Annotated in this window: 21 protein-coding genes and 1 tRNA gene; 6 read left to right on the top strand and 16 right to left on the bottom strand. The window is 53.1% G+C overall.

What is annotated here, in order from left to right:
• Nucleotides 1–318 (top strand): hypothetical protein (locus KHW85_RS00920; RefSeq protein WP_291458401.1); only part of this gene is annotated, 318 nt, incomplete at its 5' end.
• A gap of 22 nt (nt 319–340) precedes the next feature.
• Nucleotides 341–1,747, top strand: coding sequence for an alanine/glycine:cation symporter family protein (locus tag KHW85_RS00915; protein WP_291458400.1), 1,407 nt, complete (start codon nt 341–343; stop codon nt 1,745–1,747).
• A 164-nt stretch (nt 1,748–1,911) separates the two neighbouring features.
• Here KHW85_RS00915 and KHW85_RS00910 read toward each other — a convergent pair.
• The 5 genes from KHW85_RS00910 to KHW85_RS00890 form a co-directional block, all read right to left on the bottom strand.
• Nucleotides 1,912–1,984: transfer RNA gene (locus KHW85_RS00910), tRNA-Ala, on the bottom strand.
• Between the two features lie 71 nt (nt 1,985–2,055).
• Nucleotides 2,056–2,871, bottom strand: a complete 816-nt coding sequence (locus KHW85_RS00905; protein WP_291458399.1) for a hypothetical protein — start codon at nt 2,869–2,871, stop codon at nt 2,056–2,058.
• A 371-nt stretch (nt 2,872–3,242) separates the two neighbouring features.
• The gene (locus KHW85_RS00900; protein ID WP_291458398.1) at nt 3,243–3,935 is read right to left on the bottom strand and encodes a GNAT family protein; all 693 of its coding nucleotides are present in this window, start codon (nt 3,933–3,935) and stop codon (nt 3,243–3,245) included.
• Nucleotides 3,936–3,952: 17 nt separating this feature from the next.
• Nucleotides 3,953–5,182, bottom strand: coding sequence for a gephyrin-like molybdotransferase Glp (gene glp / locus KHW85_RS00895; protein ID WP_156334469.1), 1,230 nt, complete (start codon nt 5,180–5,182; stop codon nt 3,953–3,955).
• On the bottom strand, nt 5,182–6,141 hold the full coding sequence (locus tag KHW85_RS00890; protein WP_026066698.1) for a UTP--glucose-1-phosphate uridylyltransferase: 960 nt from the start codon (nt 6,139–6,141) through the stop codon (nt 5,182–5,184). The genes glp and KHW85_RS00890 overlap by 1 nt, the downstream gene beginning before the upstream one ends.
• Nucleotides 6,142–6,179: 38 nt before the next feature.
• Between KHW85_RS00890 and KHW85_RS00885 the strand changes: the two genes are divergently transcribed.
• The gene (locus KHW85_RS00885; protein WP_291458397.1) at nt 6,180–6,797 is read left to right on the top strand and encodes a 5-formyltetrahydrofolate cyclo-ligase; all 618 of its coding nucleotides are present in this window, start codon (nt 6,180–6,182) and stop codon (nt 6,795–6,797) included.
• A 182-nt stretch (nt 6,798–6,979) separates the two neighbouring features.
• The gene (gene mscL / locus KHW85_RS00880; protein WP_291457526.1) at nt 6,980–7,372 is read left to right on the top strand and encodes a large conductance mechanosensitive channel protein MscL; all 393 of its coding nucleotides are present in this window, start codon (nt 6,980–6,982) and stop codon (nt 7,370–7,372) included.
• A 68-nt stretch (nt 7,373–7,440) separates the two neighbouring features.
• Here mscL and KHW85_RS00875 read toward each other — a convergent pair whose 3' ends face one another.
• The 11 genes from KHW85_RS00875 to KHW85_RS00825 form a co-directional block, all read right to left on the bottom strand.
• The gene (locus KHW85_RS00875) at nt 7,441–8,970 is read right to left on the bottom strand and encodes an NCS1 family nucleobase:cation symporter-1 (RefSeq protein WP_034251274.1); all 1,530 of its coding nucleotides are present in this window, start codon (nt 8,968–8,970) and stop codon (nt 7,441–7,443) included.
• 436 nt (nt 8,971–9,406) lie between these two features.
• On the bottom strand, nt 9,407–11,182 hold the full coding sequence (gcl, locus tag KHW85_RS00870) for a glyoxylate carboligase (protein ID WP_366494462.1): 1,776 nt from the start codon (nt 11,180–11,182) through the stop codon (nt 9,407–9,409).
• Nucleotides 11,183–11,184: 2 nt separating this feature from the next.
• Complete coding sequence (locus KHW85_RS00865; protein ID WP_291458394.1) at nt 11,185–12,084, bottom strand: NAD(P)-dependent oxidoreductase; 900 nt, start codon at nt 12,082–12,084, stop codon at nt 11,185–11,187.
• Nucleotides 12,085–12,110: 26 nt separating this feature from the next.
• Nucleotides 12,111–13,034 carry a TIM barrel protein gene (locus tag KHW85_RS00860; protein WP_291458393.1) on the bottom strand — a complete coding sequence of 308 codons (924 nt, stop codon included), beginning with the start codon at nt 13,032–13,034 and terminating at the stop codon, nt 12,111–12,113.
• A 25-nt stretch (nt 13,035–13,059) separates the two neighbouring features.
• Nucleotides 13,060–13,998 carry a transketolase family protein gene (locus KHW85_RS00855; protein ID WP_291458392.1) on the bottom strand — a complete coding sequence of 313 codons (939 nt, stop codon included), beginning with the start codon at nt 13,996–13,998 and terminating at the stop codon, nt 13,060–13,062.
• A complete protein-coding gene (locus KHW85_RS00850) occupies nt 13,995–14,813 on the bottom strand; it encodes a transketolase (protein ID WP_234340053.1) in 819 nt (272 codons plus the stop codon). Before KHW85_RS00850 ends, KHW85_RS00855 begins: the two co-directional genes overlap by 4 nt.
• A gap of 76 nt (nt 14,814–14,889) precedes the next feature.
• Nucleotides 14,890–15,309, bottom strand: coding sequence for a DUF3830 family protein (locus tag KHW85_RS00845; protein WP_009408121.1), 420 nt, complete (start codon nt 15,307–15,309; stop codon nt 14,890–14,892).
• Between the two features lie 33 nt (nt 15,310–15,342).
• The gene (locus KHW85_RS00840) at nt 15,343–16,338 is read right to left on the bottom strand and encodes an aspartate carbamoyltransferase (RefSeq protein ID WP_034251277.1); all 996 of its coding nucleotides are present in this window, start codon (nt 16,336–16,338) and stop codon (nt 15,343–15,345) included.
• Between the two features lie 47 nt (nt 16,339–16,385).
• Nucleotides 16,386–17,726 (bottom strand): allantoinase AllB, encoded by a 1,341-nt coding sequence (allB, locus tag KHW85_RS00835; RefSeq protein WP_034251280.1) that lies wholly within the window; start codon nt 17,724–17,726, stop codon nt 16,386–16,388.
• A gap of 13 nt (nt 17,727–17,739) precedes the next feature.
• On the bottom strand, nt 17,740–19,257 hold the full coding sequence (locus KHW85_RS00830; RefSeq protein WP_009408127.1) for an NCS1 family nucleobase:cation symporter-1: 1,518 nt from the start codon (nt 19,255–19,257) through the stop codon (nt 17,740–17,742).
• 244 nt (nt 19,258–19,501) lie between these two features.
• Nucleotides 19,502–20,227: an aspartate/glutamate racemase family protein gene (locus KHW85_RS00825; protein ID WP_009408129.1), complete on the bottom strand. Its 726-nt coding sequence runs from the start codon at nt 20,225–20,227 to the stop codon at nt 19,502–19,504.
• A gap of 379 nt (nt 20,228–20,606) precedes the next feature.
• Here KHW85_RS00825 and KHW85_RS00820 point away from each other — a divergent pair, with 379 nt between their 5' ends.
• Both KHW85_RS00820 and KHW85_RS00815 read left to right on the top strand, forming a co-directional pair.
• A complete protein-coding gene (locus KHW85_RS00820; protein WP_291458391.1) occupies nt 20,607–22,049 on the top strand; it encodes a four-carbon acid sugar kinase family protein in 1,443 nt (480 codons plus the stop codon).
• A 44-nt stretch (nt 22,050–22,093) separates the two neighbouring features.
• Nucleotides 22,094–23,428, top strand: coding sequence for an amidohydrolase (locus KHW85_RS00815; protein WP_291458390.1), 1,335 nt, complete (start codon nt 22,094–22,096; stop codon nt 23,426–23,428).
• Nucleotides 23,429–23,436: the final 8 nt, after the last annotated feature.

Below are 23,436 nucleotides of genomic sequence, written 5' to 3'. Positions count from 1 at the left end.
AAAAACAAAAAACAAACACACTATCGAGTTCACAAACAACACCCCCACAAACCCAACCAAACCCACCAAAAACCAGCAGGAAAAGCCAAGAAAGAAGGCCACCACCGAGGACACAAGGCCGCGGCGACGAAAGAAAAATCTACACACCCAACCCCCACCACGTCAAACCAAAACCACGTGAACCAGCACACATTACTGTTTCTGGCCCTAGATTTTTATTATTATTGCCAATTCTTTACTATTGCTATACGCTTATCTCAACGTTTTCGCAGCGGCTATTGGGGCCTCCCAATCGGCAAGATTCTGCGGTTTTCCTGACCATTTCGACTGAGGAGCTCTCATGGCAAGCATCTTGGATGCAATCTCTACGGCCTTGTACAGCTACATCCTGATCATTCTTCTGATCGGTACCGGCTTGTACTTCTTTATCCGAACGAAGGCACTTCCACTTCGCATGTTCTGGGAGTCGATTCGTGTCGTTATGGAAAAACCTGAGAAAGATAGCGACTTCTCCTCGTTCCGCGCACTGATGGTCTCCACAGCCTCGCGCGTGGGCGTAGGCAACATCGCCGGTGTCGCAACGGCTATCGCACTGGGCGGTGCTGGAGCGGTCTTTTGGATGTGGGTTATCGCGACCGTCGGCGCGGCATCCGCTTTCATTGAATCAACCTTGGCTCAGATTTATAAGCGCCGCTCCACTCACGGCCATTCCTTCGGCGGCCCCGCCTACTACATCAAGGACGGCTTGGGCAAGGGATGGTTGGCAGTCGTCTTCTCGGTTGCCTTGATCGTCACCTACATGGGCGGCTTTAATCTGCTTGCTTCCTTCAACGTCAACCAGGCATTCAGCGCATACAGCTGGTACCACGCCAGCTACACGCCGTACATCATCGGCGGTCTGCTTGCTATTGCAATGGCAGGTTCAATCTTTGGTGGAACCCGTCGCCTCTCGGACATCACTTCTTTCCTCGTCCCGGTGATGGCAATCATTTACTTGGGCGTCGGAATCATCGTTGTGCTGATCAATTGGCGCAACATCCCCTCGATGCTTGAATCGATCTTTGCAAGCGCTTTCGATTTCAAGGCAATCTTCTCCAGCTTCGCAGGTTCTGCAGTCATGTACGGTATTAAGCGCGGACTGTACTCGAACGAAGCCGGTGTCGGTTCCGCTCCCAACGCCGCAGCTTCTGCCTCGGTGTCCCACCCCGTCAAGCAGGGTCTGGTTCAGATGCTCTCGGTCTTCATCGACACAATGATCATCTGCACAATCACCGCCTTCGTCATTCTCTCCTCCAACGTTGAACTTAACGGAGACGTGACCGGCGCTCCCCTGGTTCAGAACGCAATGGCCTTGACGATCGGTTCTTTCGCAGGCCCCTTCACCACCTTTGCCCTACTGCTCTTCGGTTTCACTACCCTGGTTGGCAACTTCTACTACGCCGAGGTGAACCTGCGATTCCTCTTCGGCGATAAGCCCACTCCGCACTGGGTACTCACAATCTTCCGCGCCGTCGCTTCGCTGTTGGTCTTTGCAGGCGCACTGCTGGAGTTCTCGGTCGCATGGAACATTGGCGACATCCTGATGGGCCTCATGGCCTTGATCAACCTGCCCGTGATCATCATCTTGGGCAACAAAGCCATCCGATGCGCCCTCGATTACCAGAAGCAGCGCAAGGCAGGACTTAACCCGACCTTCAAGGCTTCTTCGATTGGCATGACCCAAAAACTGGATTACTGGCAGGACTAGCTAGGGACAGGGCCCAGGGCCCCTAGCACCGCCCCAGGCCCATTCCCTCGGCAAAGCTCTCGAAGAATAGGAATCCCGGCCACCTCACTGAGGTGACCGGGAATTTCTTGACCCAAAAAACAGGAGATACACAAAGGGCCGGGCAATCAGCCCGACCCCGGTTGTGGAGCTAGGGGGATTCGAACCCCCGACCTTCTCATTGCGAACGAGACGCGCTACCAACTGCGCCATAGCCCCAAGGACCTCACCATCATAGCGGCAGAAGTCCGTTTGGCCAAACGGAGCCCCAGCAAGGCTCACACGCCAAACTACTGAGCGATACGCGAGTCCAGTGCGGCCTCGACATCCAAGACAACCGCTTCGTAGGCGACGACTTCCTCGGTCGAGCGCGCATCCTTTGGCACTGGGCCAGCGGCGATCGGTCGAGCAGGAATACGCGCATCCACCCTGGGGATTCCGCGAATATCGGTATCGGGGTGCACGATGCGTCCGCTCAGTCGTGCGCGCATTGCGTAGGTCGGCGCCGGGATGGCAGCAGGAGTCCAGGTGCGACGTTCCACTGGCGCGGGGATTTCTTCCTCGATAGCCGAGGCGACAGTCTGCTCCACAGCAGCCCGCGCTTCATCTTGAAGATCTTCAGCGAGTTCCTCAGACTCATCCGAAACCTGGTCCGCGCGCTGACTTTCGTCTTCCACGCCCTCTTCCGAGGCATCAGAAAGAGAGGTGTGGATAGTGTCAGCTTCAACCGTGGTCACTTCAGTCGACGCCTTCGCGGACGCTGATGAGCGGGAGAGCTGGTCGCGAAGCCTGTGGAGCTGTGCGACTTCCTCTTCCCCAATGCGCTGGGAACGAATCGCACACGCACGCGAGAAAACAAGGGTTGCCACTCCCACAGCAAAGGGAAGAAGCGGCCACACCCATGACAGCGAGGTTGCTGCGGCACAACCAGCAAGGATCAGGGTTGCAAGGGCGGCTAGCGCCACGAGCAGCACACGTCGGCGGGCAGCAGCAGCCTCGGCACTCAAACGGGCAGCGCGACGGGCGCGCAGTGCAGAAATCTCACGCACTCCGCGACTGCGAGCGCGGGCGGCCTCTGCGGTCAGGACCGGAGCATTGTGTGCCACTGGAGAGCTCCTTCGTTGCACGGGACGGGTGCCGTTGAGTAGCGCGGGCGAGTCGTCAGCGCATTCGTCGACGGGTACGACGCTAGCCGATTCAACGAGACGCAAGCTGGGAGAAAACCGATCGTTCTCTCGAGATTGCATCATCGCGCTTCGACGAGCAATAAGGTACGGGAGGGTGGCTAGGGTGACGACGAGCGCCACTGCAACTAAAACTCCTCCGTATACCACCCTCTAACGCTAAAACCTCAGCACCATGACAGGGTTCTATAGCGGGCGCGTGTCTGTGATCGTTGGAGGAAAAATACCCCAGCATATTCACATCAATCACAGTTGTCACATGCACACCATTGACAACATGAATAGGAGTCAAACTAGCGCAAGCTTTGACCGTACAAGGAGGCGACCATGCCACCTTGAGGAAGAGACTCTGCATCCATTGCAAAACTCACGTGGTCGGCCCACTGTCCAGCGATATTCATATAGCGCTCACGGTAGCCTTCCTCGCGAAGACCAAGCTTGCGACAAAGACCCAAAGAGCGCTCGTTTTCTGGCCGAACATTCACTTCAATTCGATGCAGGCCGAGTTCACCAATGACCAGATCCATCATGTAGGCGACAACCAAAGAAGCCACGCCCATATGAGCAGCCTCTTGTGCGACCCAATAGCCAAGGATTCCTTGACTCATTGCACCCCATTGCACCTGTGAAAGGGTGAACTGCCCAACCGGATTCCCATCAAATTCGGGCATCAATATTAAAGAGCGACCCTCACGCTGATCGCGGTCTGCACGCCGCATGTAATCCCACAGGGTGGGAAGTTCTTCCACTGCTCCCGCGGGCAAAGTTGCATCCCACGGATTCAGCCAAGCGGAGTTCGCACGTCGCAGCGAATCAATACGCAGATGGTCGCGCCCCAGAAGGGGACGAATTGTCATGATCTCAGGAGGCACAGAGGACGATGCACGAATGAAACCTTCTGAAACTGGATCCTCAATACGCACGCTGAAGAAGGACGAATCACGCCCCCACACCGCAGCGGGTGCAAAAAGCTCGCGCAGTCCCATTCCGAACGGGTACCCAATCAGTCCAAAACCATGCAGCGCAAAGTATCGCCGACGCGCACATTCGTCACGTCTTCGGGGACCACCGCAAGCGCATTCGATTCAGCCAGAGCCGAAAGAAGCAAAGAGGCAGGAGCACCCATCACCTTCGCTTGATATCCCGTGCGAGGTTCGCCCACAAGACGCACACGCACGAATTCGCGACGGCCTCGCGGCGAATACCATGAGCGATCTACGCGCGCTTCAACGCTAGGCCGGTTAAGAACAGTCCAGCCCTGCATGTGACGCAGTGCGGGACGCACATAGACCTCGAAGCAGACTTGGGCAGAAACCGGGTCGCCGGGAAGGCAGAAAATAGGCGTACCGGCACGCCCCTGGTCATCACCGCCGACAGTTCCCACGCCAAGGATATGACCGGGCCATGCAGCGACCGAATCGAAGCGAACCGTACCAAGTGCCGACAAGACCTCTCGGACTGTATCGCCACTTCCGTACGAGATACCGCCCGTCGTCAAGATCAAATCGGCACGAACCAACTGATCTTCAATAGTTTCACGAAGAACCGAACGCTCATCAGGAACAGCAGACACGCGGAAGGTCTGTGCACCCGCATCGGTGATAGCCGTCGAAAGTGCGTGGCCATTAGCATCGAAGACCGTTCCTGGGCGCGCTTCACGGCCGGGCTCAACGATCTCATCACCGATGGACAAAATCACCACGCGAGGACGCGGGTGAACCAGGACGCGGGAACGACCAACGCCGGCAAGCAGAGCAACCTGACGGGCGCCCACACGGGTCCCCGCTCGAAGAACAACAGTTCCTTCTTCCACGTCCTCAGCCTTACGGCGGATGTTCTCCCCCACCGCAGGCTGAGTCTTCGCGGAAACCTTAGAAATGCCATGGTCGCTGAATTCCAGAGCAAGAACTGCATCCGCACCCTGAGGCATAGGAGCACCAGACGCGATACGGATCGCGCGGCCTCGGATCAGGGCAGCCGGGTGAATATCCCCAGCGCGGATCTCTTCCGTAACGGGCAGGACAACAGGGGCATCCGGGCGAGCACCTTCAAGGTCAGCTGCAGCAACCGCGTAGCCATCGCACGCAGCCAGATCAGCAACCGGCAGGTTGAAGGGAGCCTCAACGTCCTCTGCCAAAACGCAACCCACAGCATCTGGAAGCTGAACATCCAGAGGGGGCTGCTGCCCAACGGCAGAAATACAGTCTTGATAGAAATCAGCGACCGAGCGCATTACAGACCGAGAACTTTCGCCAAACGGTCTTTCAGCTGGGTACCGGCCTCGTTCACCAAGAACTCCGCCAACTTCGGACCGAGCTTCGGGTCTTCCAAAGCCAGGGCAATATTGGCCTCGAGGTAGCCGAGCTTGTCACCGGTGTCGAAACGACGGTCATTGACAACGACACCGTACAGGCCGCCGCCATCCTCGGGATCACGATCGATCAGGCGAGCGAAACCATCGGTCAGCTGGTATTCGCCACCGCGTCCGGGTTCGATCTTTGTCAGTTCATCGAAGATCGCGGGGTCGAAGACGTAGCGCCCAACAACCGCATACTCACTCATGACCTCTTCGAGCGGCGGCTTCTCAACAACGCGATCAATACGCATAAGATCGCCGTCCTTGAGGGAAACACCTTCGGGGATCTCCAGAGGAGTAACCGAAGTCGACGCGTAGGCAGTCGCCTGTTCGGGAGTCACGCGCAGAAGTGCGACAACCGAACCACCAAGAGCATGGCGCACATCAATCATGTGCTTGAGCAGCGTGGAATTCGGGTGCATGAGGTCGTCAGGAAGCATCACAGCAAAGGGAGCATTTCCAACATGCTGACGGGCTTGCAAAACAGCATGTCCCAGGCCCAGCGGGTGCCCCTGGCGCACCGAGTGCATGCGTGCAAGTTTGAGGTATTCGCGGGAGAGGGCAAGAAGCTCGTCCTTGCCTGCCTTCTCGAGCTCATTTTCGAGACCGGGGTCGGCATCAAAGTAGGCTTCGATGGATTCCTTACCGGTTCGAGTCACGAAGAGCATATCGTCGATACCGGCATCCGTTGCCTCTCGAGCGATATATTCAATTGAAGGACGGTCAACAACAGGCAGCATTTCCTTAGGCACAGACTTTGTGATTGGCAGGAAACGCGTGCCGCGTCCGGCGGCCGGAACAACCGCGTGACGCACAGGTACATTTCGATCTGTCATAGTCACCAGAGTAGTCGAGGAAGGGGCGTGGGAGCGAAATGACCATGCATAAAAACTCACTTCGCGCTGAAATTCGTGCGCGTAGGAGCCTGTATTGGGATTCCCGAGGCCCCGGCGAGGAACAGGGTGAGCGTGACGCTTTGACCGCACATTTCCGTGAAGCGCTCGATGTTTTTGGCGTCACTCCCAGCAGTAGCCACCCCCTTGCAGCTTTTTATCCGATGGAAAAGGAGCCAGATATTTCTGGAATCCTTGCCTGTTTTAACCCCGTTTTACTTCCTGTTCTTGCGCGCGAGGACGGCACGCTGCTGCGCGAACCCCGCTGGGCTCTTCATTCCCGAGGTGACGAACTCACTCGCCCTAACCCGCGCTTCCCTGCCCAAAGCCGCGCCCCTATCCGCGAAGCCCAGGCTCTTGAAGCGGCCTCGGTTGTCCTGATCGCCGGTCTTTCAGTCGACGAGGCCGGCACTCGCCTTGGCCAGGGTGGCGGCTGGTACGACCGCGCACTGTTATATAAGGGCGTGTCAGCCCCAGTTATTGCATGCATTTTTGATTGGGAGTATCGAGGAAAAGAATTGCTCCCCCGCGAGGATCACGATATTCCGGTAGACGGAGTCATTACGCCTTCGCACTTCATTAAACTGGGAATCAAGTGAATAGCTCCTGCACAGGCTAGGCGCAATATGTGAGGAAGACTGCGTATTTTGCGCTTCCCAAGGCACTGGTGTTGCCGATAGGCTTTCTCCTTGGTTGACGCATGAGCGTCACGCAACACGTGCGAGTTCGGTGATTCCTAACTGGACTCAGAGCTGAATATCAATAACTCAAGGAGTTTTCCATGCTCAAGGGCTTCAAAGAATTCATTTCCCGCGGAAACGCTGTTGATCTTGCCGTCGGTATGGTGATCGGTGCTGCCTTCACCGCAGTCGTCACCGCTCTGGTTGAGAAGTTCCTCAACCCCCTCATCGGTGGTCTGGTCGGCAAGCCGAACTTCGACAGCTTCCTGGAGTTCACCGTTGGCTCGGCAACTGTTCAGCCCGGCGCCATCATCACTGCACTGGTCAACTTCCTGATCGTTGCCTTTGCACTGTACCTCTTCGTGGTCATGCCGATGAACGCTCTGAACGCTCGCCGCAAGAAGGAAGAGGCCGAGGAAGCTCCCGCAGTTTCCGAGGACGTCCAGCTGCTCTCTGAGATCCGCGACCTGCTCAAGGCTCAGAGCAACAACTGAATCTGATCTATATATAAGGTGGCGGCAAGCATCGCTTGCCGCCACCTCTTTTTATACCTACGAGAACGTCATGAGAGCTTAAGGACTTCACTCTCTGTTTCGACGGTCTCAGACACGGGAGCACAATCCCGTGGAGTATGGGTCACAGTCATAACCACCCAGTAGCACAGCGCACCAAGCGGAGCCGCAACAAACCAGGAGAAGGGTGCAATCGCTTCGAGGAAAGGCACCTTTACAAGTGCGACGCACAATGCAACGACCGCCGCAGGAATGAAAGCAGCGACAGCGCGCAGATTCCAACCGCCATGGTAGAAATAGCGTCCCCCCGACTGAGGCGAATACAAGTCCTTCAGATTCACATTGGACCGCTTGTAGTAGTAGTAGTCCATGACAAGAATTCCGAAGAACGGGCCGAGAAGCGCCCCCAAGGATCCCAGGAAGTAAGTGATCGCGGCGGGGCTTCCGTACAGGTTCCACGGAGTGACAACAATGGATAGGACGACTGCCGCGATTCCACCAATACGGAAGGAAATATGCTTCGGGCTCACATTCGAGAGATCGAAAGCCGCTGACACGAAGTTTGCCACAATATTGACGCCTACAGTTGCGACAATGAAGCCAATCGACACCAGGTAGAAAACAATGTTGTTATCAATACGGTCAAGCAAATCACCTGGATCATTGAAGGCTTCACCGTAAACCTGGACCGCCGCAGCCGAACAAATCACTGAAGTGAGCGCAAATGCCGTCCAGTTCAGAGGAAGGCCAAGAAGGTTACCCACATAGACGGCCTTCTTCGTCGGAGCATAGCGCGCAAAGTCTGCAAAGTTCAGCATTAGCGTCGCAAGTGTTCCAACTGTCAAGCCAACGGTCACAAAGATCTGGTAAAGCTGGGTGCCAAAAGCGGGTGTTTCACCGCTAGCGTTCGTCATCCACGAGAAGCTCCAGTTTGCCTGCGAGAGCATCCAAACCGCCATGCCGATCATAATGACCCAGATGATAGGACCCGCTGCACCTTGGAAGTGGCGGACGGCTTCCATTCCGCGCCAGACAATCAGCAGCTGGACCGCTGACAACAGCAGGAATGCAAACCAACCGGATAGGCGTAGCCCAAGGAAAGGCGTCGACCAATCTCGCATTGCTGGGAAAATTCGCATTAAGAGCAGCTCGAGTGAAATCGACGCAATATAGGTCTGAATTCCGTACCAAGCAATCGCAACAATGCCACGGACAATTGCTGGGAAGTTCGCTCCCCAAACACCCCAAGTGACACGAGAAACGACCGGATATGGAGCACCTGTCTCGTATCCCATCATTCCAGAAAGGCAGCACGCAGCAAAGATAATTGCCGTAGCGACAAGAACGCCGATGACGATTGCGAAAGGCGTAAGGCCCATCAACGTCCCGGTGCCAATAAATAGCGCAGCAGCAAAAGTGTAGTTCGATGCATTGTGGGCATCATTCATCCACAGGGAAAAAAGCGAATAGCCATTCCACACTCGGTCATCCGAACTTGCCGGTGCAAGATCCCGATTACATAACCGATGTTCCGGATCACCCTTTTCTATTTCTTCAAATGACAGCTCCTGGGCTCTCATAATATTTCTCCTAAAACTCCATTGTTCTGCGGTAAAAACGGATCATCACAAACTGATCCAACAGGCAAGATCATCGCTATTCCCGAGTGAAGTACCCGGCATTTCGGCATCTCTTGCCGACAATGAACGGTTAAGTCCGTTCAAAACTCGCTTCCACTTCGACACATTCAGCATCAGAGCAAAGGCAAGTCGATACACTCCTTCCCTCATTGTTTGAAAATGCATTTTTAGGCCTATCGCTGGATCAGTGCGATTCCATCCGTGACATCGCATAACTTCAGAGAGGACGATGCCGAGGAATGCGATAGCTAGAGGTCTGGGCAGCCTCGTTACTACCCGGGGAGGTAGCAGCACCACAAACGATGCTGCTACCTCCTACTTGAGATACCTGTTTCGGTATTTCCTGCAGGAAGAGTATTGAAGATGCGGTTCGCTACTACTTCGCGAGTCCAATCGCGCAAGGTGCATCTTCTGCGGGATTTTCCGCAACCTCTTCAAATTCGTTGACGTTATCGATAGCAGCACCCATCGAAATATTCGTAACGCGTTCAAGGATCGCTTCAACCACAACGGGGACTTGGTATTCCTTTGCGATCTTCGGTGCCTCCGCGAGCGCTGCCGCTAACTCATCAGGGTTGTGCACGCGAATTGCCTTACAGCCGAGTGCTTCAACCACACCAACATGATCCACACCGTAGCCCCCTGTTTCAGGGGCATTGATGTTTTCAAAGGACAATTGGACTTGGTAATCCATGTCGAAGGCTCGCTGGCTTTGCCTAATCAATCCCAAGTACGCGTTATTCACGACGACATGCACATACGGAATATTGAAGTGCGCAGCGACTGCAAGTTCTTCAATGAGGAATTGGAAGTCATAGTCACCCGAAAGTGCGACAACCGGAGTATCCGGATCAGCAACAGATGCACCAATGGCTGCTGGAATTGTCCACCCAAGAGGACCAGCTTGACCGGCATTCACCCAGTGGCGGGGCTTGAAGACGTGAAGCATCTGTGCCGCAGCGATCTGCGAAAGACCAATCGTGGTGACATAGCGGGTTTCAGGTCCAAATGCGCGACACATCTCTTCGTAGACACGCTGCGGCTTAAGTGGAACATTGTCGAAATGGGTCTTGCGAAGCATCGTCGACTTACGCTCGTTACATTCATCCACCCACTGGTTGTATCGAGTGAGCTCTGCACCGTAGCGTTCCTTGGCAGCGCGGAGCAACTCAACGAGTGCTGCCTTGGCATCAGAGACCGACCAAAAGTCCGGCGGAAACACGCGACCAATCTGAGTTGGTTCGATGTCGACGTGGACGAACTTCCTACCCTTTCGGTAGGTTTCCAAATTGCCGCAGTGACGTGCAGCCCAACGATTACCGATACCGATAACTAGGTCTGAATCCATCATCGTTGCATTGGCATAGCGCTGCGAGGTCTGGATTCCCGCCATTCCCTGAGCCAGTCGATGATCATCCGGAATACTTCCCCAACCCATAAGTGTCGAAATCACGGGGACCCCAAGATATTCAGCCAAGGCGATGAGGTCGTCGGATGCGTCGGCACCGATGACACCTCCGCCGGCCAATAGGATTGGGTGCTCAGACTCATCCAGCATGTCGAGAATACGATTTGCCTGGAGAGCAGTCATACGCGGTTCGCACACTGGCAGAGGCTCGTAGGTTTCGATATCAAAATCGATTTCAGCAACCTGGACATCAAAAGGCAGGTCAATCAAGACAGGGCCACGGCGGCCAGAGCGCATACGGCGGAATGCCTCGGCAAAGGTTCCAGGAATCTGTGCAGGTTCGAGAACCGTCACTGCCATTTTGGTGACGGGCTTCGCAATCGATGCGATATCCACGCCCTGGAACTCTTCCTTATTCAGCATTGGGCGGGTTGCCTGGCCAGTGATGCACAGGATCGGAATTGAGTCCGCACTCGCCGAGTACAAACCGGTGATCATATCTGTGCCACCGGGACCCGATGTTCCAATGCAAACACCGATATTGCCAGACTTTGCACGTGTAAAGCCCTCTGCCATGTGGGAAGCGCCCTCAACGTGACGTGCAAGGACATGGCGAATCCCACCGTGCTCTTTCATTGCTGAATAAAGCGGGTTGATAGCAGCACCGGGCACCCCAAATGCCTGTGTTGCCCCCTCCTTCTCAAGAATACGAACGATTGCATCAACAGCGCGCATTCGTGACATGGTTAGTTTCTCCGTTCGACTTCAATTCCACTAAGTGTTTCGATGATTTTGATGATGGCCGAGTGATCCTGCTCCGCGAATCCGCATGCACAAACCGCTTCAAACAGCTGCAATACGCATGCGGTTACGGGAAGTGCACATTGCGCTTCATGTCCCACTGCCATGGCGATATCCATATCTTTTAGGTGGAGTCCCGCTGCGAAGGTCGGCGTGAATTCACGCTCGATCATCTGCGGTCCTTTCAGATCAAGGATTCGCGAGCCAGCTAGCCCACCTCTAAGAGCGGAGAGTGCAGTCGCTGGGTCAACTCCGCTCTTCTTCAGGAGGACAGTGGCTTCCGCTACCAATGCCAGAGTTCCACCGACAATGAGTTGGTTGGCCGCCTTGGTCACCTGGCCGGAACCTACCGGTCCCATGTAAGTAATTGAGCGCCCGAGAAGCGCAAGTACTCCCCGCGCTTTTTCAAGGACGCTTTCATGGCCTCCGACCATGATGGACAATGTCCCCTCGGATGCGCCGGCAAGTCCGCCAGACACCGGCGCGTCCAAGAAATCCACTCCTACTTCTGCTAGCTGCTCCGCAGCAGCACGCGCATCTGCCGGAGAAGTGGTTGACATGTCAATGAAGAGGGTGGAGGGAGTGATGCGGTGCTTATAACGCTTCACGATATCGTTGACAACGCTACCGTTTGGCACCATCGTGATAACGACATTGACGTCCGTAAGAACTTCTTCGACGGAGGAGCAGACTGTGCCACCAGCATCTCCGAAGCTTTCATTCCTTTCAGGAACACGAGAATAACCTTTAACGGAGTAGCCTCCACGGAGGAGGTTTATTGCCATTGGCAACCCCATAGTGCCAATGCCAACAAAGCCCACCGTCATATGGTTCTCTGGGCCCATCGTTCCCTCCATTTCCTCTTCACCGTTCAGAGGGTCCGCCAAGCCTCGCGCAAAGTACGCTTCGCGTCAGCGATAACAGCTTCAGATGTCTGTTCGCCCAGCGGTTGGACTTCGAAAGCGACGATATTTCGATCGGCTGCATCTTCAACCAGGTAACCGTTTTCCAGCAGACCACGTAGGAATTCGCGGACCTCAGGAACCTTGCACTCACCCTTTGGGTGTCCAAAATAGGGATGCTTATCGCCAAATGCCGGATCTGTCGGATCGTTGATCACACATGTTCCGATATGTGCATGGTTGATATAGTCCGCAGACACATGAAGTGCTTCATGGATGGTCTCGGTCTGCATCGGCAGATGCGAGAGATCAATCATCAAACCGAAACTGGGGACCGACTTACGAACCTCCTGCGCAAGTTCGACTGCAAGTCGGTTTGAACCGATAAGTGCACGCTTGTCGGTGGAGTCATCGAAAGTCTCGAGCGACAGCATCAGGTCACCCTTTGACTGCGCATAGCGACCAATCTCAGTAATTGATTCGGCGAGGAGTTCAAGAGCCTTCTCCTGCTGTTCCTTGGCCTGGGGGCGCGGACCAGAGAGGAAACCAAACTTACGAGCACCGAATGCGTAGGCCTGATCAACTGCTCCCTTAAGTATGTCGATCGCCTGCTGACGCTTCTCAGGGTCGGGAGAATTCAAGTCAAGCTTGCCGCGTAAAATAAATGGTTGTGCACCAAAACCAACACGGACACCCGAGGTCGCGAGAAGGTTCTTCACTCGTTCATGTTCATCAGGAACATCAACGTGGGTGACCTCGATTGACTCAAAGAACTCATCGCACACGATCTTGGCAACAGAATCCGCGATCGGCCCCTCACCAGACATCGCAAACGGGTAAGCCATAAAGTGGACAATGCCAACACGCATGTAGTCATGTAACGGCTGTTTCATTTTGATCTTCTTTCCGAGTTTGTAGTTACTTTGCCTGGATTGCTTCCAAAGCGGTTGCAGCGATGGGTTCCGCTCGAAGTCCGAAGTAATCCATGAGTTCGTCCATGGTTCCAGACAGTCCAAAAACGTCTTTTGTACCAACCCGTCGCAGTGGAACTGGATATTTTTCGCAGAGGGTTTCAGCGACAGCTGACCCCAAGCCATTCAGAATCGAATGCTCTTCAACTGTGACAACTGCGCCGGTCTTCCTTGCGGATTCAGCAATTGCTTCCGAATCAATAGGCTTAACCGTATGCATGTGAAGAACCTCAGCGGAAACACCCTTTTCCGCAAGGATCTCGGCTGCCTTAAGCGTTTCAAAAAGCATATTGCCCGTTGAGATTAGCGTGACGTCACTGCCTTCACGGAAGCGAATTGCTTTCCCGATTTCGAACGGAGTATCGGCGGTCGTCACGTCCGGGACCTTCAGTTTCCCAACACGCAGATATACAGGGCCGTCGTATTCATATGCAGCACGCACTGCTTTTTCCATCTCACACGAATCTGCGGGCACAATCACCGTCATCTCCGGAATCGCACGCATCAGTCCGATATCTTCAAGAGGAAGGTGCGTTGCGCCTTCTTGGGCGGCAGAAGTCCCGGCATTGTGACCAACAATCTTCACATTCCTACCGGAGTATGCGACCGAAATACGAACTTGGTCGTATCCGCGTCCAGTGAGGAAATTGGCATATGCATTGGCAAATGGGACCTTCCCAAGCGCGGCCATGCCCGCAGCAGTTCCAACGATGTCGCACTCGGCAATTCCCATATTGAAGAATCTGTCCGGAAACTCGTCGCGGAATCGATTAGTGTAATTCGACTTCGCACAATCGGCATCAAGAACAAAAACATCATCATGCTGATGTCCCAGTTCAATAAGCGCTCGCGCATAGCCTTCACGCGGTTCGGTAGTAGTCGTCACTTCAATTCCTCCAGAGCTTGTGCAAGTTCTTCATCCGTCGGAGCGAGGCCGTGGAACTTTGCGGTGTTTTCCATGAAGGACACACCCTTACCTTTGATCGTGTGGGCAATAATGATGCTCGGCTTCCCCTTAAACCGCATTGCACTTTCGAAAGCAGCATCAATCGCTGCGATATCGTGCCCATTGATTTCGATGGCGTTCCAGCCGAAGGCTTCCCACTTTGCACGGACATCGCCAATAGACAAAACCTCATTGACAGGACCATCAAGTTGGATCTTGTTGTAATCAAGAATTGCACAGACGTTATCAAGGCCGAAGGCTGCAGCTGACATCGCAGCCTCCCAAACTTGACCTTCTTGAATTTCTCCATCACCAAGCATGACGTAGTAACGCGAATCCATCCCGTCATGCTTAGCGGCCAGTGCTGCACCATTTGCAACAGAGAGCCCCTGCCCCAGAGAGCCCGAAGACGCATCAACACAGTCAAGGTGAAGATTCGATGGGTGCCCTTGGAGACGAGTGTGCATGTCTCGGAATGTCATAAGCTCTTCGCGAGGGAAGAACCCGCGCGCGCTCATCGCGGCATAGTAGGCGGGAGTGCAGTGTCCTTTTGAAAGAAAGAACATGTCACGGCCATGCCAGTGAGGTTCGTTAGTACGTACACGCATGTATTTCATGTACAGAACCACCAACACATCGATGGCGGAAAGAGAACCAGCCGGATGGCCGCTTCCCGCATGGTGCACCATTCGCACAATATCGCGACGGCACTCGAGAGCAGTCTGCTCGAGGCTCTCAATTTCTTCCTGTTTCAATGCATATCCTTTCTTCTTCTGTGGGTGTCCTGGCGAGATCACCATCTCGCCAGGACACCCTGAGTGTCATGCGTGCTTACTCATCAATTTCGCGGAACGAAATCTCTTGAGCACCTTCCCAAAGGAACTTTTCGCCCAAGGCGGCAAGGTTCTCGTTGCCTTCGATGATCGTCGCGAAGTGGTTGCCAGCCAGCTGCCCCGCCTTCGAGGCGAAGTTGACGTATCCGTATGCAAGAAGCAGCTCGGTCTCAGATACACCGCCGGGGTAGATCACGAGCTCGCCGGGGTGCGGGTAGCAGGTTCCGTTCTCAGGCTTAATACCAAGATCAAGATCGCCAAAAGGAATCCATCCGGCCTGGCCAGACCAACGGACATGAATGATCTTTGAGGTCAGGCCAAGAAGATGCTTCTTGAACGCTTCAACGGTCTTAGGCGCAGCTTCTTCTTCATAGCGCGCCTTGAAGGTGTATCCACCGGCGGTAATTTCGAGCAGCATTTGTTTTTTCCTTTCTTATTGTTCTGTCTGTAATCAGTTGCCCAGGATGGATGCAAGCAGAGCCATACGGATGGAAACCGACTGCAAAATTGCGCGGAAGTGCAACTGATGAGGAGTGTTATCAATACGCAAATCCATCTCGCCCTTACGACGCGGCAGGGTGTGCGTCACGTAGATCATGTGACCCTTTTCTGCCTCATCCTTGAGGGTGTCGTAGCGGACGAAGTAACGATCCATCAGGGTCTTGAACTCGTCAGCCTTGGCGCCAGCAGGAGCAGAGCAACCCGGCAGATAGATCAGGTCCTGCTTACGGACAAATTCATTGAAGGAATCCTGTTCGAAATCGAATTCCTCATTCAATTCGACGTTAAATTCATTGCGAATACGGTCGGTCACCTCAGAGGGAGTCCGACGATCAGAATCGGAGGCGATAGAGACGTTTGCACCCAAACGAGCAAGCCCATACGCCATCGAGTGGCCGGTTCGCGCCTCAACCATGTCAGGCGAGACGACTGCAACATTCAATCCTTCGATACGGCCAAAACGACGCCACAGTGTGTATAGGTCGAGAAGTGCCTGGGTGGGGTGTTCCCAGTGGCCCCAACCACCGTTAATCACGGGGCATTCTGCGGACTCGGCTCCTCGACGAGCTTCCTCTTCGTCGTAGTGGCGGAGAACGATCAAATTGGCGTACTGCGAAATGCAGCGCATCGTATCTTCAATCGACTCTTCCTTCGCCACCGAAGAGGTGACTTTCGGATTTGCCTCAACAATGACGTGGCCGCCCATACGCTCCATAGCGGTCTGGAAGCTCATACGGGTACGCGTTGACGGCTGGAAGAACATCAGCGCGAGCATCTTGTCATCAAAAAGGTCGATCTTCGAGCGGTTGAACAGCTCAAGTGCCTTACCAAGTTCGAACAGGTTGTAGAGCTGTTCGTTCGAGAGATCGTTGATCGAAATGAAATTCTTGCCGGCATGGTCAACGGCATCGATCAGTTCGCGCATTGAGCGCATGTATTCAGACACAATAACTCCTGTGTTACTTAGTGTTTTCTATTGAATGAAGAGCGCCCTTAGGCGTGGAACAATTCAGTTCCCACTTTTGAATCCCTAGTCAGCTCTGTGTTTCCGCGCAGAATTGTTTGCTTTACAACTCCACGCATCTCCCGACCGTCGTAGGGAGAAATCTTGTTCTTATGCTCCAGTTCAGCAACCTTCACTGTGAAGGTCTCCTCCGGCGCAATGATGGCAAAGTCAGCATCGTTCCCGACCGCAATTTCACCCTTCCGGGCAATGCCGAAATTCCGAGCAGGATTTGCGGCGAACCAACGAGCAATATCCTGGAGTTCGATATCGAACTGCTTGCCGGCTGTCCAAATGGCAGAGAAACCAAGCTGAACGGATGAAACACCGCCCCAAGCCTTCGCAAAGTCGCCGATCTCAAGGTGCTTCAGATCTGCAGTACATGGAGAGTGGTCAGAAGCAATATGGTCGATCGTGCCATCGATGAGTCCTTGCCACAGCTTCTTGCGATTCTCATCTTCGCGAAGCGGAGGCGCACACTTGTACTGGGTTGCGCCGTCTGGAATTTCCTCAGACGCAAAGGTCAGATAGTGAGGACACGTCTCGACAGTGACTCGCACTCCTTCGGCCTTAGCACGTTTAATATCGTCAAGAGCCTCTGAACTGGACAGGTGAAGGATATGTACGCGAGCGCCCGTCTCTTTAGCCAGTTCCAACAGGTTATGGATGGCAGTGTTCTCAGCACTCCGTGGACGCGAGTTCAAGTAATCCTGATACTTTTGTCCACCGATCTGGGGTGCCTGACTGAGGATTTCTGAATCCTCGGCATGGACGATAAGGACTGCATCAAGGCGCGCAATTTCCTCGAGCGTCTCCTTGATCTGTTCGTAGGTTAGATATCCATATTCATCGATACCGGAATGAGCTGTGAAGCATTTAAATCCATAAACTCCGTGTTCCCAAAGAGCTTCCAGATCAGGAACATTCCCCGGAACCGCGCCACCCCAGAAACCGACGTCAACCGAGAGCTGCCCTTCTGCTGCAACTCGCTTAACATTTAGGTTTTCAAGAGTTGTCGTCGGAGGATTCGAGTTGAGAGGCATGTCAAGAACCGTTGTAATTCCACCGGCGAGTGCGGCACGAGTCGCACTCTCATAGCCTTCCCATTCTGTCCGGCCTGGCTCGTTGATATGAACATGCGAGTCCACGAGCCCTGGCATCAACACTTGATCGTCCGGAACAATAATTTCTTTCGCTGCATCAACCGGAGCATCGAAGTCATCTAGTCCAGCGATAACTCCATTGCTGATGAGCACTGCACAGGGACGAATTCCCTCAGGGAAGACGGTCCGCTTTGCTCTAATAACAAGGTCTACTGCTTGAGTTCCCATGTCTTTCACCTTTCTATCGGGCAATCGCATCGCGATCGGCATCAAGGTCAACCGTCATCGCTTGCTTCACTGCATTGATCACGTACGGGTCATTCTTAGAGACCAGGTAGTGACAGGCGAAGGCAAGCCCTGCTCCGATAAACCATGAGAATGGACTGAGGAAGCGACAGAAATCGATCTGCAGAACCGCAATTAAAATTGTGGGGATCGAGGTCGCAATAAATACCCAGACAGCACGCATGTTCCAGCCCTTTGTAAAAGCATGCATCCCGTTAACTTTGAAGAGTTCTGATACCTGGACATGCTGCTTTCGCAGGAGGTAGTAATCCGCAATGATGATTCCAAAAAGCGGACCGAGAACCGCACCAAAAGCTGCAAGGAAGATATTGATCATCACAGGGCTGTTGAACAGGTTCCAAGGCGTGATAACCAAGGCAATCACCGCGGAGATCAAACCACCACGAACGAAGTTGATCTTCGAAGGCCATGCATTCGCCAAGTCGTATGCAGGGGAAACGAAGTTGGCAACGACGTTAATTCCCAATGTTGCAACCGAGAAGGTAATTGCCCCTAGGGCCGCGGCAATCGGGTGATTAATACGCGAAACCATTTCGACGGGGTCGTAAACATATTCACCATAAATCTGGAAGGAACCTGCAGTTACCAGAACCGAGACCACCGAGAAGAGGATGAAGTTAACAGGAAGTCCCCACATATTTGCCTGGAAGACCGCCTTCTTGCTCGGAGAGAAACGTGCAAAATCGCAGAAATTCAGCAAGAGCGTCGAGAAGTAAGCAACTGTCAAGGCAATGGCTGCAAGGAATGCGTGCAGCATGCCCCACTCCGCAGGCTTTGAAGGAACCGTCAGCGAGATGCTCCAACCAGCCTTGTAGAGCACATAAATCGTCAGCACAAACATGACAACCCAAACCGCAGGTCCTGCAAAGTCCTGGAATTTACGGATCGTTTCCATGCCGTTACGAAGCAGGAGAAGCTGAAGTGTCCACATCAAGACAAATGCAACCCACCCAAGGATGCTCTCGCCGAGGAACATTGTGTGTCCCCAGTCGATCCACGATTTATTGATTGAACCAACCAGGACGATAACGGCCTTGGACGCAAGCCAGGTTTGAATTCCATACCAGCAGATAGCAACAAAACCACGTGTCAAGGCCGGTAGATTCGACCCATAAACACCGAATGAAATACGTGCCAGCACCGGATAGCACAAGCCAGTTTTTTGACCCGCATATCCCACGAGGTTCATCAGAAGGAAAACAATAACAATTCCAACTGACAAGCCCGCGAACACGAGTGCAGCGCTGAGCCCAAGCGCAAAAAGACCCGCAGCAAATGTATATCCACCAATCGAGTGAATATCCGACATCCACATCGCAAACAGCGAGTAGAAACTCCAGTCACGACTTTTTGCTGGAGCAAGATCATCATTGAAAAGACTGGAATCGACGCCCACTGGCACGGCGTCACCTTCAACGCTAGCCGATGAGGGACTTATTACTTTCTCACTCATCTTTCCTACTTTCTGCCCGACAACATTGTCGAGCTCCAGATTTACCGAATAGACGCTTCAAAAATTTATGAAGATACGGACAAGGGGACGCCTTCAGTTCGCGCTTTGGCCTCCAACAAGCACATCGCCTCACCGATATTTCTTGAAGCTTGTAGCATTATCTGGGCAAGCTTCCGCCACTTATTTTGAACTTGAAGTTTTACCCAAACGGAAAAGTTCCGTTTAACAAGAAATGCTCTGAGAACTACTTAGCTCTCGAAATTGGCCAATTCGCAACCCGCTTGGGGCGCGGTGGCGCGTAGGTGCGAATTTTTGAGGTAGTCAGACCAAGATCTACAAGATCCTGAGCCAGGAGTGCTGCACAAGCAACCCCCTCAACCACGGGCACATTGAGCTGCTCAGTTAGCTCCCGATCCAACCCCGCCATACCCCCGCAACCAAGAACGATTACTTCAGCATGATCCTCGACGAGTGCAATTCGCGCTTGTTCTCGAATTGCGTCTTTCGCGCGCTCCTGATCTTCCAGCTCAAGAACACTAAGCGAAGTCGATCGAACATTTGCACAGTGTCGGTCAAGCCCAAAGCTCAGCAGACGCTCCTCGATAAGAGGGACGGCACGATCAAGTGTCGTCACGATGGTAAAACGATTGCCGAGCAGCATTGCGAAATGCGCAGCCGCCTCGGTCATATCAACAACTGGAACATCAACAATCTCACGCAATCCTTCAACGCCATGCTCACCAAAGCCACATTGAATGACAGCATCAAAAGCATCAGGATAGGTTGCCACGCTGTCCATCACCGCAACAGCGCAGAGATACGATTCGAAATTACCTTCGACTGATTCCGCACCAACTCGTGGAGTCACCTCAACGATTTCCGTACCCTCACGCACAACAGCGCGTGCTGCATCAGCAATCTGCTCACTCATTGCAGCGGTGGTATTGACGTTAACCGCGAGAATTTTCATTTTTCCTCCCAGAAGTCAGTTATCAGCTACATCGCTAATAAGCCGATTCAGTGGCCGAGCCACCGTCGGTAACAGCGATAGTACACAGAGCACAGCTTCGACAAAACACCTGGATTTTTGGCTTTATCGCACGTTTTCCTTGTTCAAATACGCACAAAATAAGGACTGAAAAGTGTCAATCTTGACACCCTGAGCCAAAACTCTTAGGAGCTTCATATCAACTTCACACCACTTTTTCAGCATTTAGTTTTGCCTATGAACAAAAACTGAAAAATAGCGGCACATATACCTATTAATTTAAATAATATTGACACTCCGACTGCGCGCTGTACTACAGTGAGCCCCCTAGGACGGTCACATACTGAACATGGAGGTTCTCATGGTGTCCCTCGATCAGCTTCTCAGCTCATATCCTCAAGCCCCCGATATCAGCGCTGGTGTAGTCCGCACAGAAATCAGGGAGAATTCAGCAACCGAACCGGTTTTTCTCGTCCTTGACGACGACCCCACCGGCACCCAGTCCGTTGCGGATATCCCGGTATTAACAACCTGGGGTTTGGAGGATTGCAAATGGGCGCTTTTGCGAGAAAAACCCGCAATTTATGTTATGACAAATTCGCGTTCACTACCGCGTTCAGAAGTCGCAATTATCATCAATGAAATTGTTCAGAATGCTAGTGAAGCGGCTCGACAACTAAATATTCCTATCTCATTTGTTTCGCGCTCAGATTCGACATTACGTTGCCATTTTCCGCTTGAGGCTACATCGATTGCAAAATCAATTGAGCAAAACGGCCAAAGAATTGACGGAATTGTCCTTATTCCTGCTTTCCCAGATGCCGGTCGAGTGACCATAAATGGTGTCCATTACTGCCGAGAAGGCAATAGTTATATCCCTGTTGGAGAAAGTGAATTTGCTCGAGATGCAAGTTTTGGTTTTCATTCATCTGAACTTGCTCTTTGGGTAGAAGAAAAGAGCCGAGGTGAGATTCCCTTCGATAATGTGGTTACTGCGGATCTAAATTGCGTTCGCACCAAGCCTGAAGAGCTGTTTTCACGCGTGATGTCGATTTGTAACGGAATGGTCTTTGCACCTGATGCAGCTTGCGAAGAAGATTTACGCGCAATTAGTCTCGCTTTGATTCAAGCAGAAGCACAGGGGAAACACTTTGTCTACCACGTCGGTCCGCCTTTTATGCGAGCTCGAATTGGCCAGGACCGTCATGCTCCGATTACTAGCGATGAAATCAACACTCTCATCGACTCTGAGCGCGCTTTCGTTCCTGGTGGCTTGGTCGTAGTCGGATCGCATGTTGCGGTAACGAATGCGCAGCTCAACCATCTCACTTCGAACGTGCCGCTCCATCACATTGAGCTTGATGTTTCGCAGGTCATTGATGATTCACAACGCGAAATGTACCTCAACGAGCTCGCGCGTGAAGCAATCGATTGTTTATCTGAAAAAACTGTATTGATCTCTACCTCTCGGAAGGTTCACACCGCTTCCGATCCCGAGGCCTCGCTTGCTATTGCACGCCTCGTGTCGGCTTCCCTTGTCCGCCTCGTTCAAGAAATCATCACTGGGACTTCCCCCCGTTTTGTCATTGCAAAGGGAGGGATTACTTCATCGGATCTGGCCTCAAAGGCACTTCAGATGCGGCACGCAATGTGCATTGGGCCGATGCTCGAAGGAATCATTTCGCTCTGGACAGCATGCTCGGGTCCTGCGCTGGGAATTCCGTACATCGTTTTCCCGGGAAATGTCGGTGATGAAACTGCCCTTACTCGGGTTGTCCAGAAACTTACGGCAAGTCAGAAGTAAGCCGGTAACAATTCATTTTTTATAGACCAAGAAGGAAAAATATCGTGACCGATATCTTCCATTTCGATACACCCGAAACACCTACCCGGCTATATACCGAGTTCATGCAGAAAGAGACCGAGGAACGCCGCGCATTTCTCGGAGATTCACAGCAACTCGATGAAGAAACAGGAGCAGCTGAAGTCCTCCGCGATGCACTGAGCAGCGCAATTCTTCATCTAAATAACGAAATTATTTCGCTTTCTCACACAATTCATTCGCACCCTGAGACGGGCTTTAATGAGTACTTTGCGATGAACACAGTCGCCGAAGTGCTCGCGCGACACGGCATTAGTAGTGAGAAGGGAGTTTTCGATATTCCAACAGCGCTTCGTGCAAGCATCGGAAACTCCGACCCGGATGCACCGGTATTTGCATTAACCTGCGAGTATGACGCCCTCCCGGGCATCGGGCATGGCTGCGGACATAACGTTATGTGCGCCCAAACAGTGGGGGCATTTCTAGCATTATCAGCACTCAATTCAGAACTGCCCGACGGCCTCCCCATGCGGGTGATCCTCCAGACCACCCCCGCAGAAGAATGCTCGACCTGCAAAGAAGTTCTCTTCCAACGAGGCGCATTTGATGGCGTTGACGCGGTTGTTATGGCTCACTCTTACGGGACGGATGTTGCACACCAAACATGGCTCGCACAAAAACGCTTAAAGATCCAATTTACAGGCGTCCCCTCACATGCGTCATCGGCGCCTTTCATGGGGCGTAATGCGCTCGACGCTGCAGTCCTGTCTCTGACCGGAATCGGCCTGCTCCGCCAACAGCTCTCACCCACCGACCGCATGCACGCAATTATCACCAATGGTGGCGACGTGCCTAACGTCATCCCAGAGAAAACCGAACTCAGCATGTGTATCCGATCAAAATACGACTCAGGACTGAGCAACCTTGTTGAACGAGTACTCAATATCTTCCGCGGGGCAGCACTGATGACAGGCACAGCGGTCACTTTTATCGAAGAAGCAAATCGAAACGAAGCGCCCGTTATATCAAATAAGTGGCTCCTCCAATCATGGGTACGTTCACAGCATCGACGCGGACGAAACCCCCTGCCATTCGGAGTCCTATCAGAGACAATCGCGGCGGGAACAGACTTTGGAAATCTATCAATCCGTATACCGGCAATCCATCCGCTAGTTTCTGTTGGAGACTCTCAGCTGATGCTCCACACAGAAGAATTAGCCGCCGCCGCGGCATCACCTTCAGGGGACCAAGCAGCGCTGGATGGTGCTTTTGGCCTCGCCAGCGTGGCGCTTGACTTCGGCTACGACGAACGCTTCCGAAATGCAGTCGCAGAAGATTTCAATGCGACGAAGGAACTCTAGGAGATCAC

The organism is Actinomyces sp. oral taxon 181, from assembly GCF_018370895.1.
Classification (GTDB): domain Bacteria; phylum Actinomycetota; class Actinomycetes; order Actinomycetales; family Actinomycetaceae; genus Pauljensenia.
The sequence above is the reverse complement of the archived record's forward strand: the minus strand, read 5'-3'. Positions and strand labels throughout refer to the sequence as shown.

Coding starts and splice junctions, on each gene's coding strand:
- KHW85_RS00885 (WP_291458397.1), top strand. CDS start 6,180: ATGACCATGCATAAAAACTCACTTCGCGCTGAAATTCGTGCGCGTAGG.
- gcl (WP_366494462.1), bottom strand. CDS start 11,182: ATGTCACGAATGCGCGCTGTTGATGCAATCGTTCGTATTCTTGAGAAG.
- KHW85_RS00900 (WP_291458398.1), bottom strand. CDS start 3,935: ATGGGACTGCGCGAGCTTTTTGCACCCGCTGCGGTGTGGGGGCGTGAT.
- KHW85_RS00830 (WP_009408127.1), bottom strand. CDS start 19,257: ATGAGTGAGAAAGTAATAAGTCCCTCATCGGCTAGCGTTGAAGGTGAC.
- KHW85_RS00875 (WP_034251274.1), bottom strand. CDS start 8,970: ATGAGAGCCCAGGAGCTGTCATTTGAAGAAATAGAAAAGGGTGATCCG.
- KHW85_RS00865 (WP_291458394.1), bottom strand. CDS start 12,084: ATGGGCCCAGAGAACCATATGACGGTGGGCTTTGTTGGCATTGGCACT.
- mscL (WP_291457526.1), top strand. CDS start 6,980: ATGCTCAAGGGCTTCAAAGAATTCATTTCCCGCGGAAACGCTGTTGAT.
- KHW85_RS00845 (WP_009408121.1), bottom strand. CDS start 15,309: ATGCTGCTCGAAATTACCGCCGGTGGATACACCTTCAAGGCGCGCTAT.
- KHW85_RS00820 (WP_291458391.1), top strand. CDS start 20,607: ATGGTGTCCCTCGATCAGCTTCTCAGCTCATATCCTCAAGCCCCCGAT.
- glp (WP_156334469.1), bottom strand. CDS start 5,182: ATGCGCTCGGTCGCTGATTTCTATCAAGACTGTATTTCTGCCGTTGGG.
- allB (WP_034251280.1), bottom strand. CDS start 17,726: ATGGGAACTCAAGCAGTAGACCTTGTTATTAGAGCAAAGCGGACCGTC.
- KHW85_RS00915 (WP_291458400.1), top strand. CDS start 341: ATGGCAAGCATCTTGGATGCAATCTCTACGGCCTTGTACAGCTACATC.
- KHW85_RS00890 (WP_026066698.1), bottom strand. CDS start 6,141: ATGACAGATCGAAATGTACCTGTGCGTCACGCGGTTGTTCCGGCCGCC.
- KHW85_RS00825 (WP_009408129.1), bottom strand. CDS start 20,227: ATGAAAATTCTCGCGGTTAACGTCAATACCACCGCTGCAATGAGTGAG.
- KHW85_RS00860 (WP_291458393.1), bottom strand. CDS start 13,034: ATGAAACAGCCGTTACATGACTACATGCGTGTTGGCATTGTCCACTTT.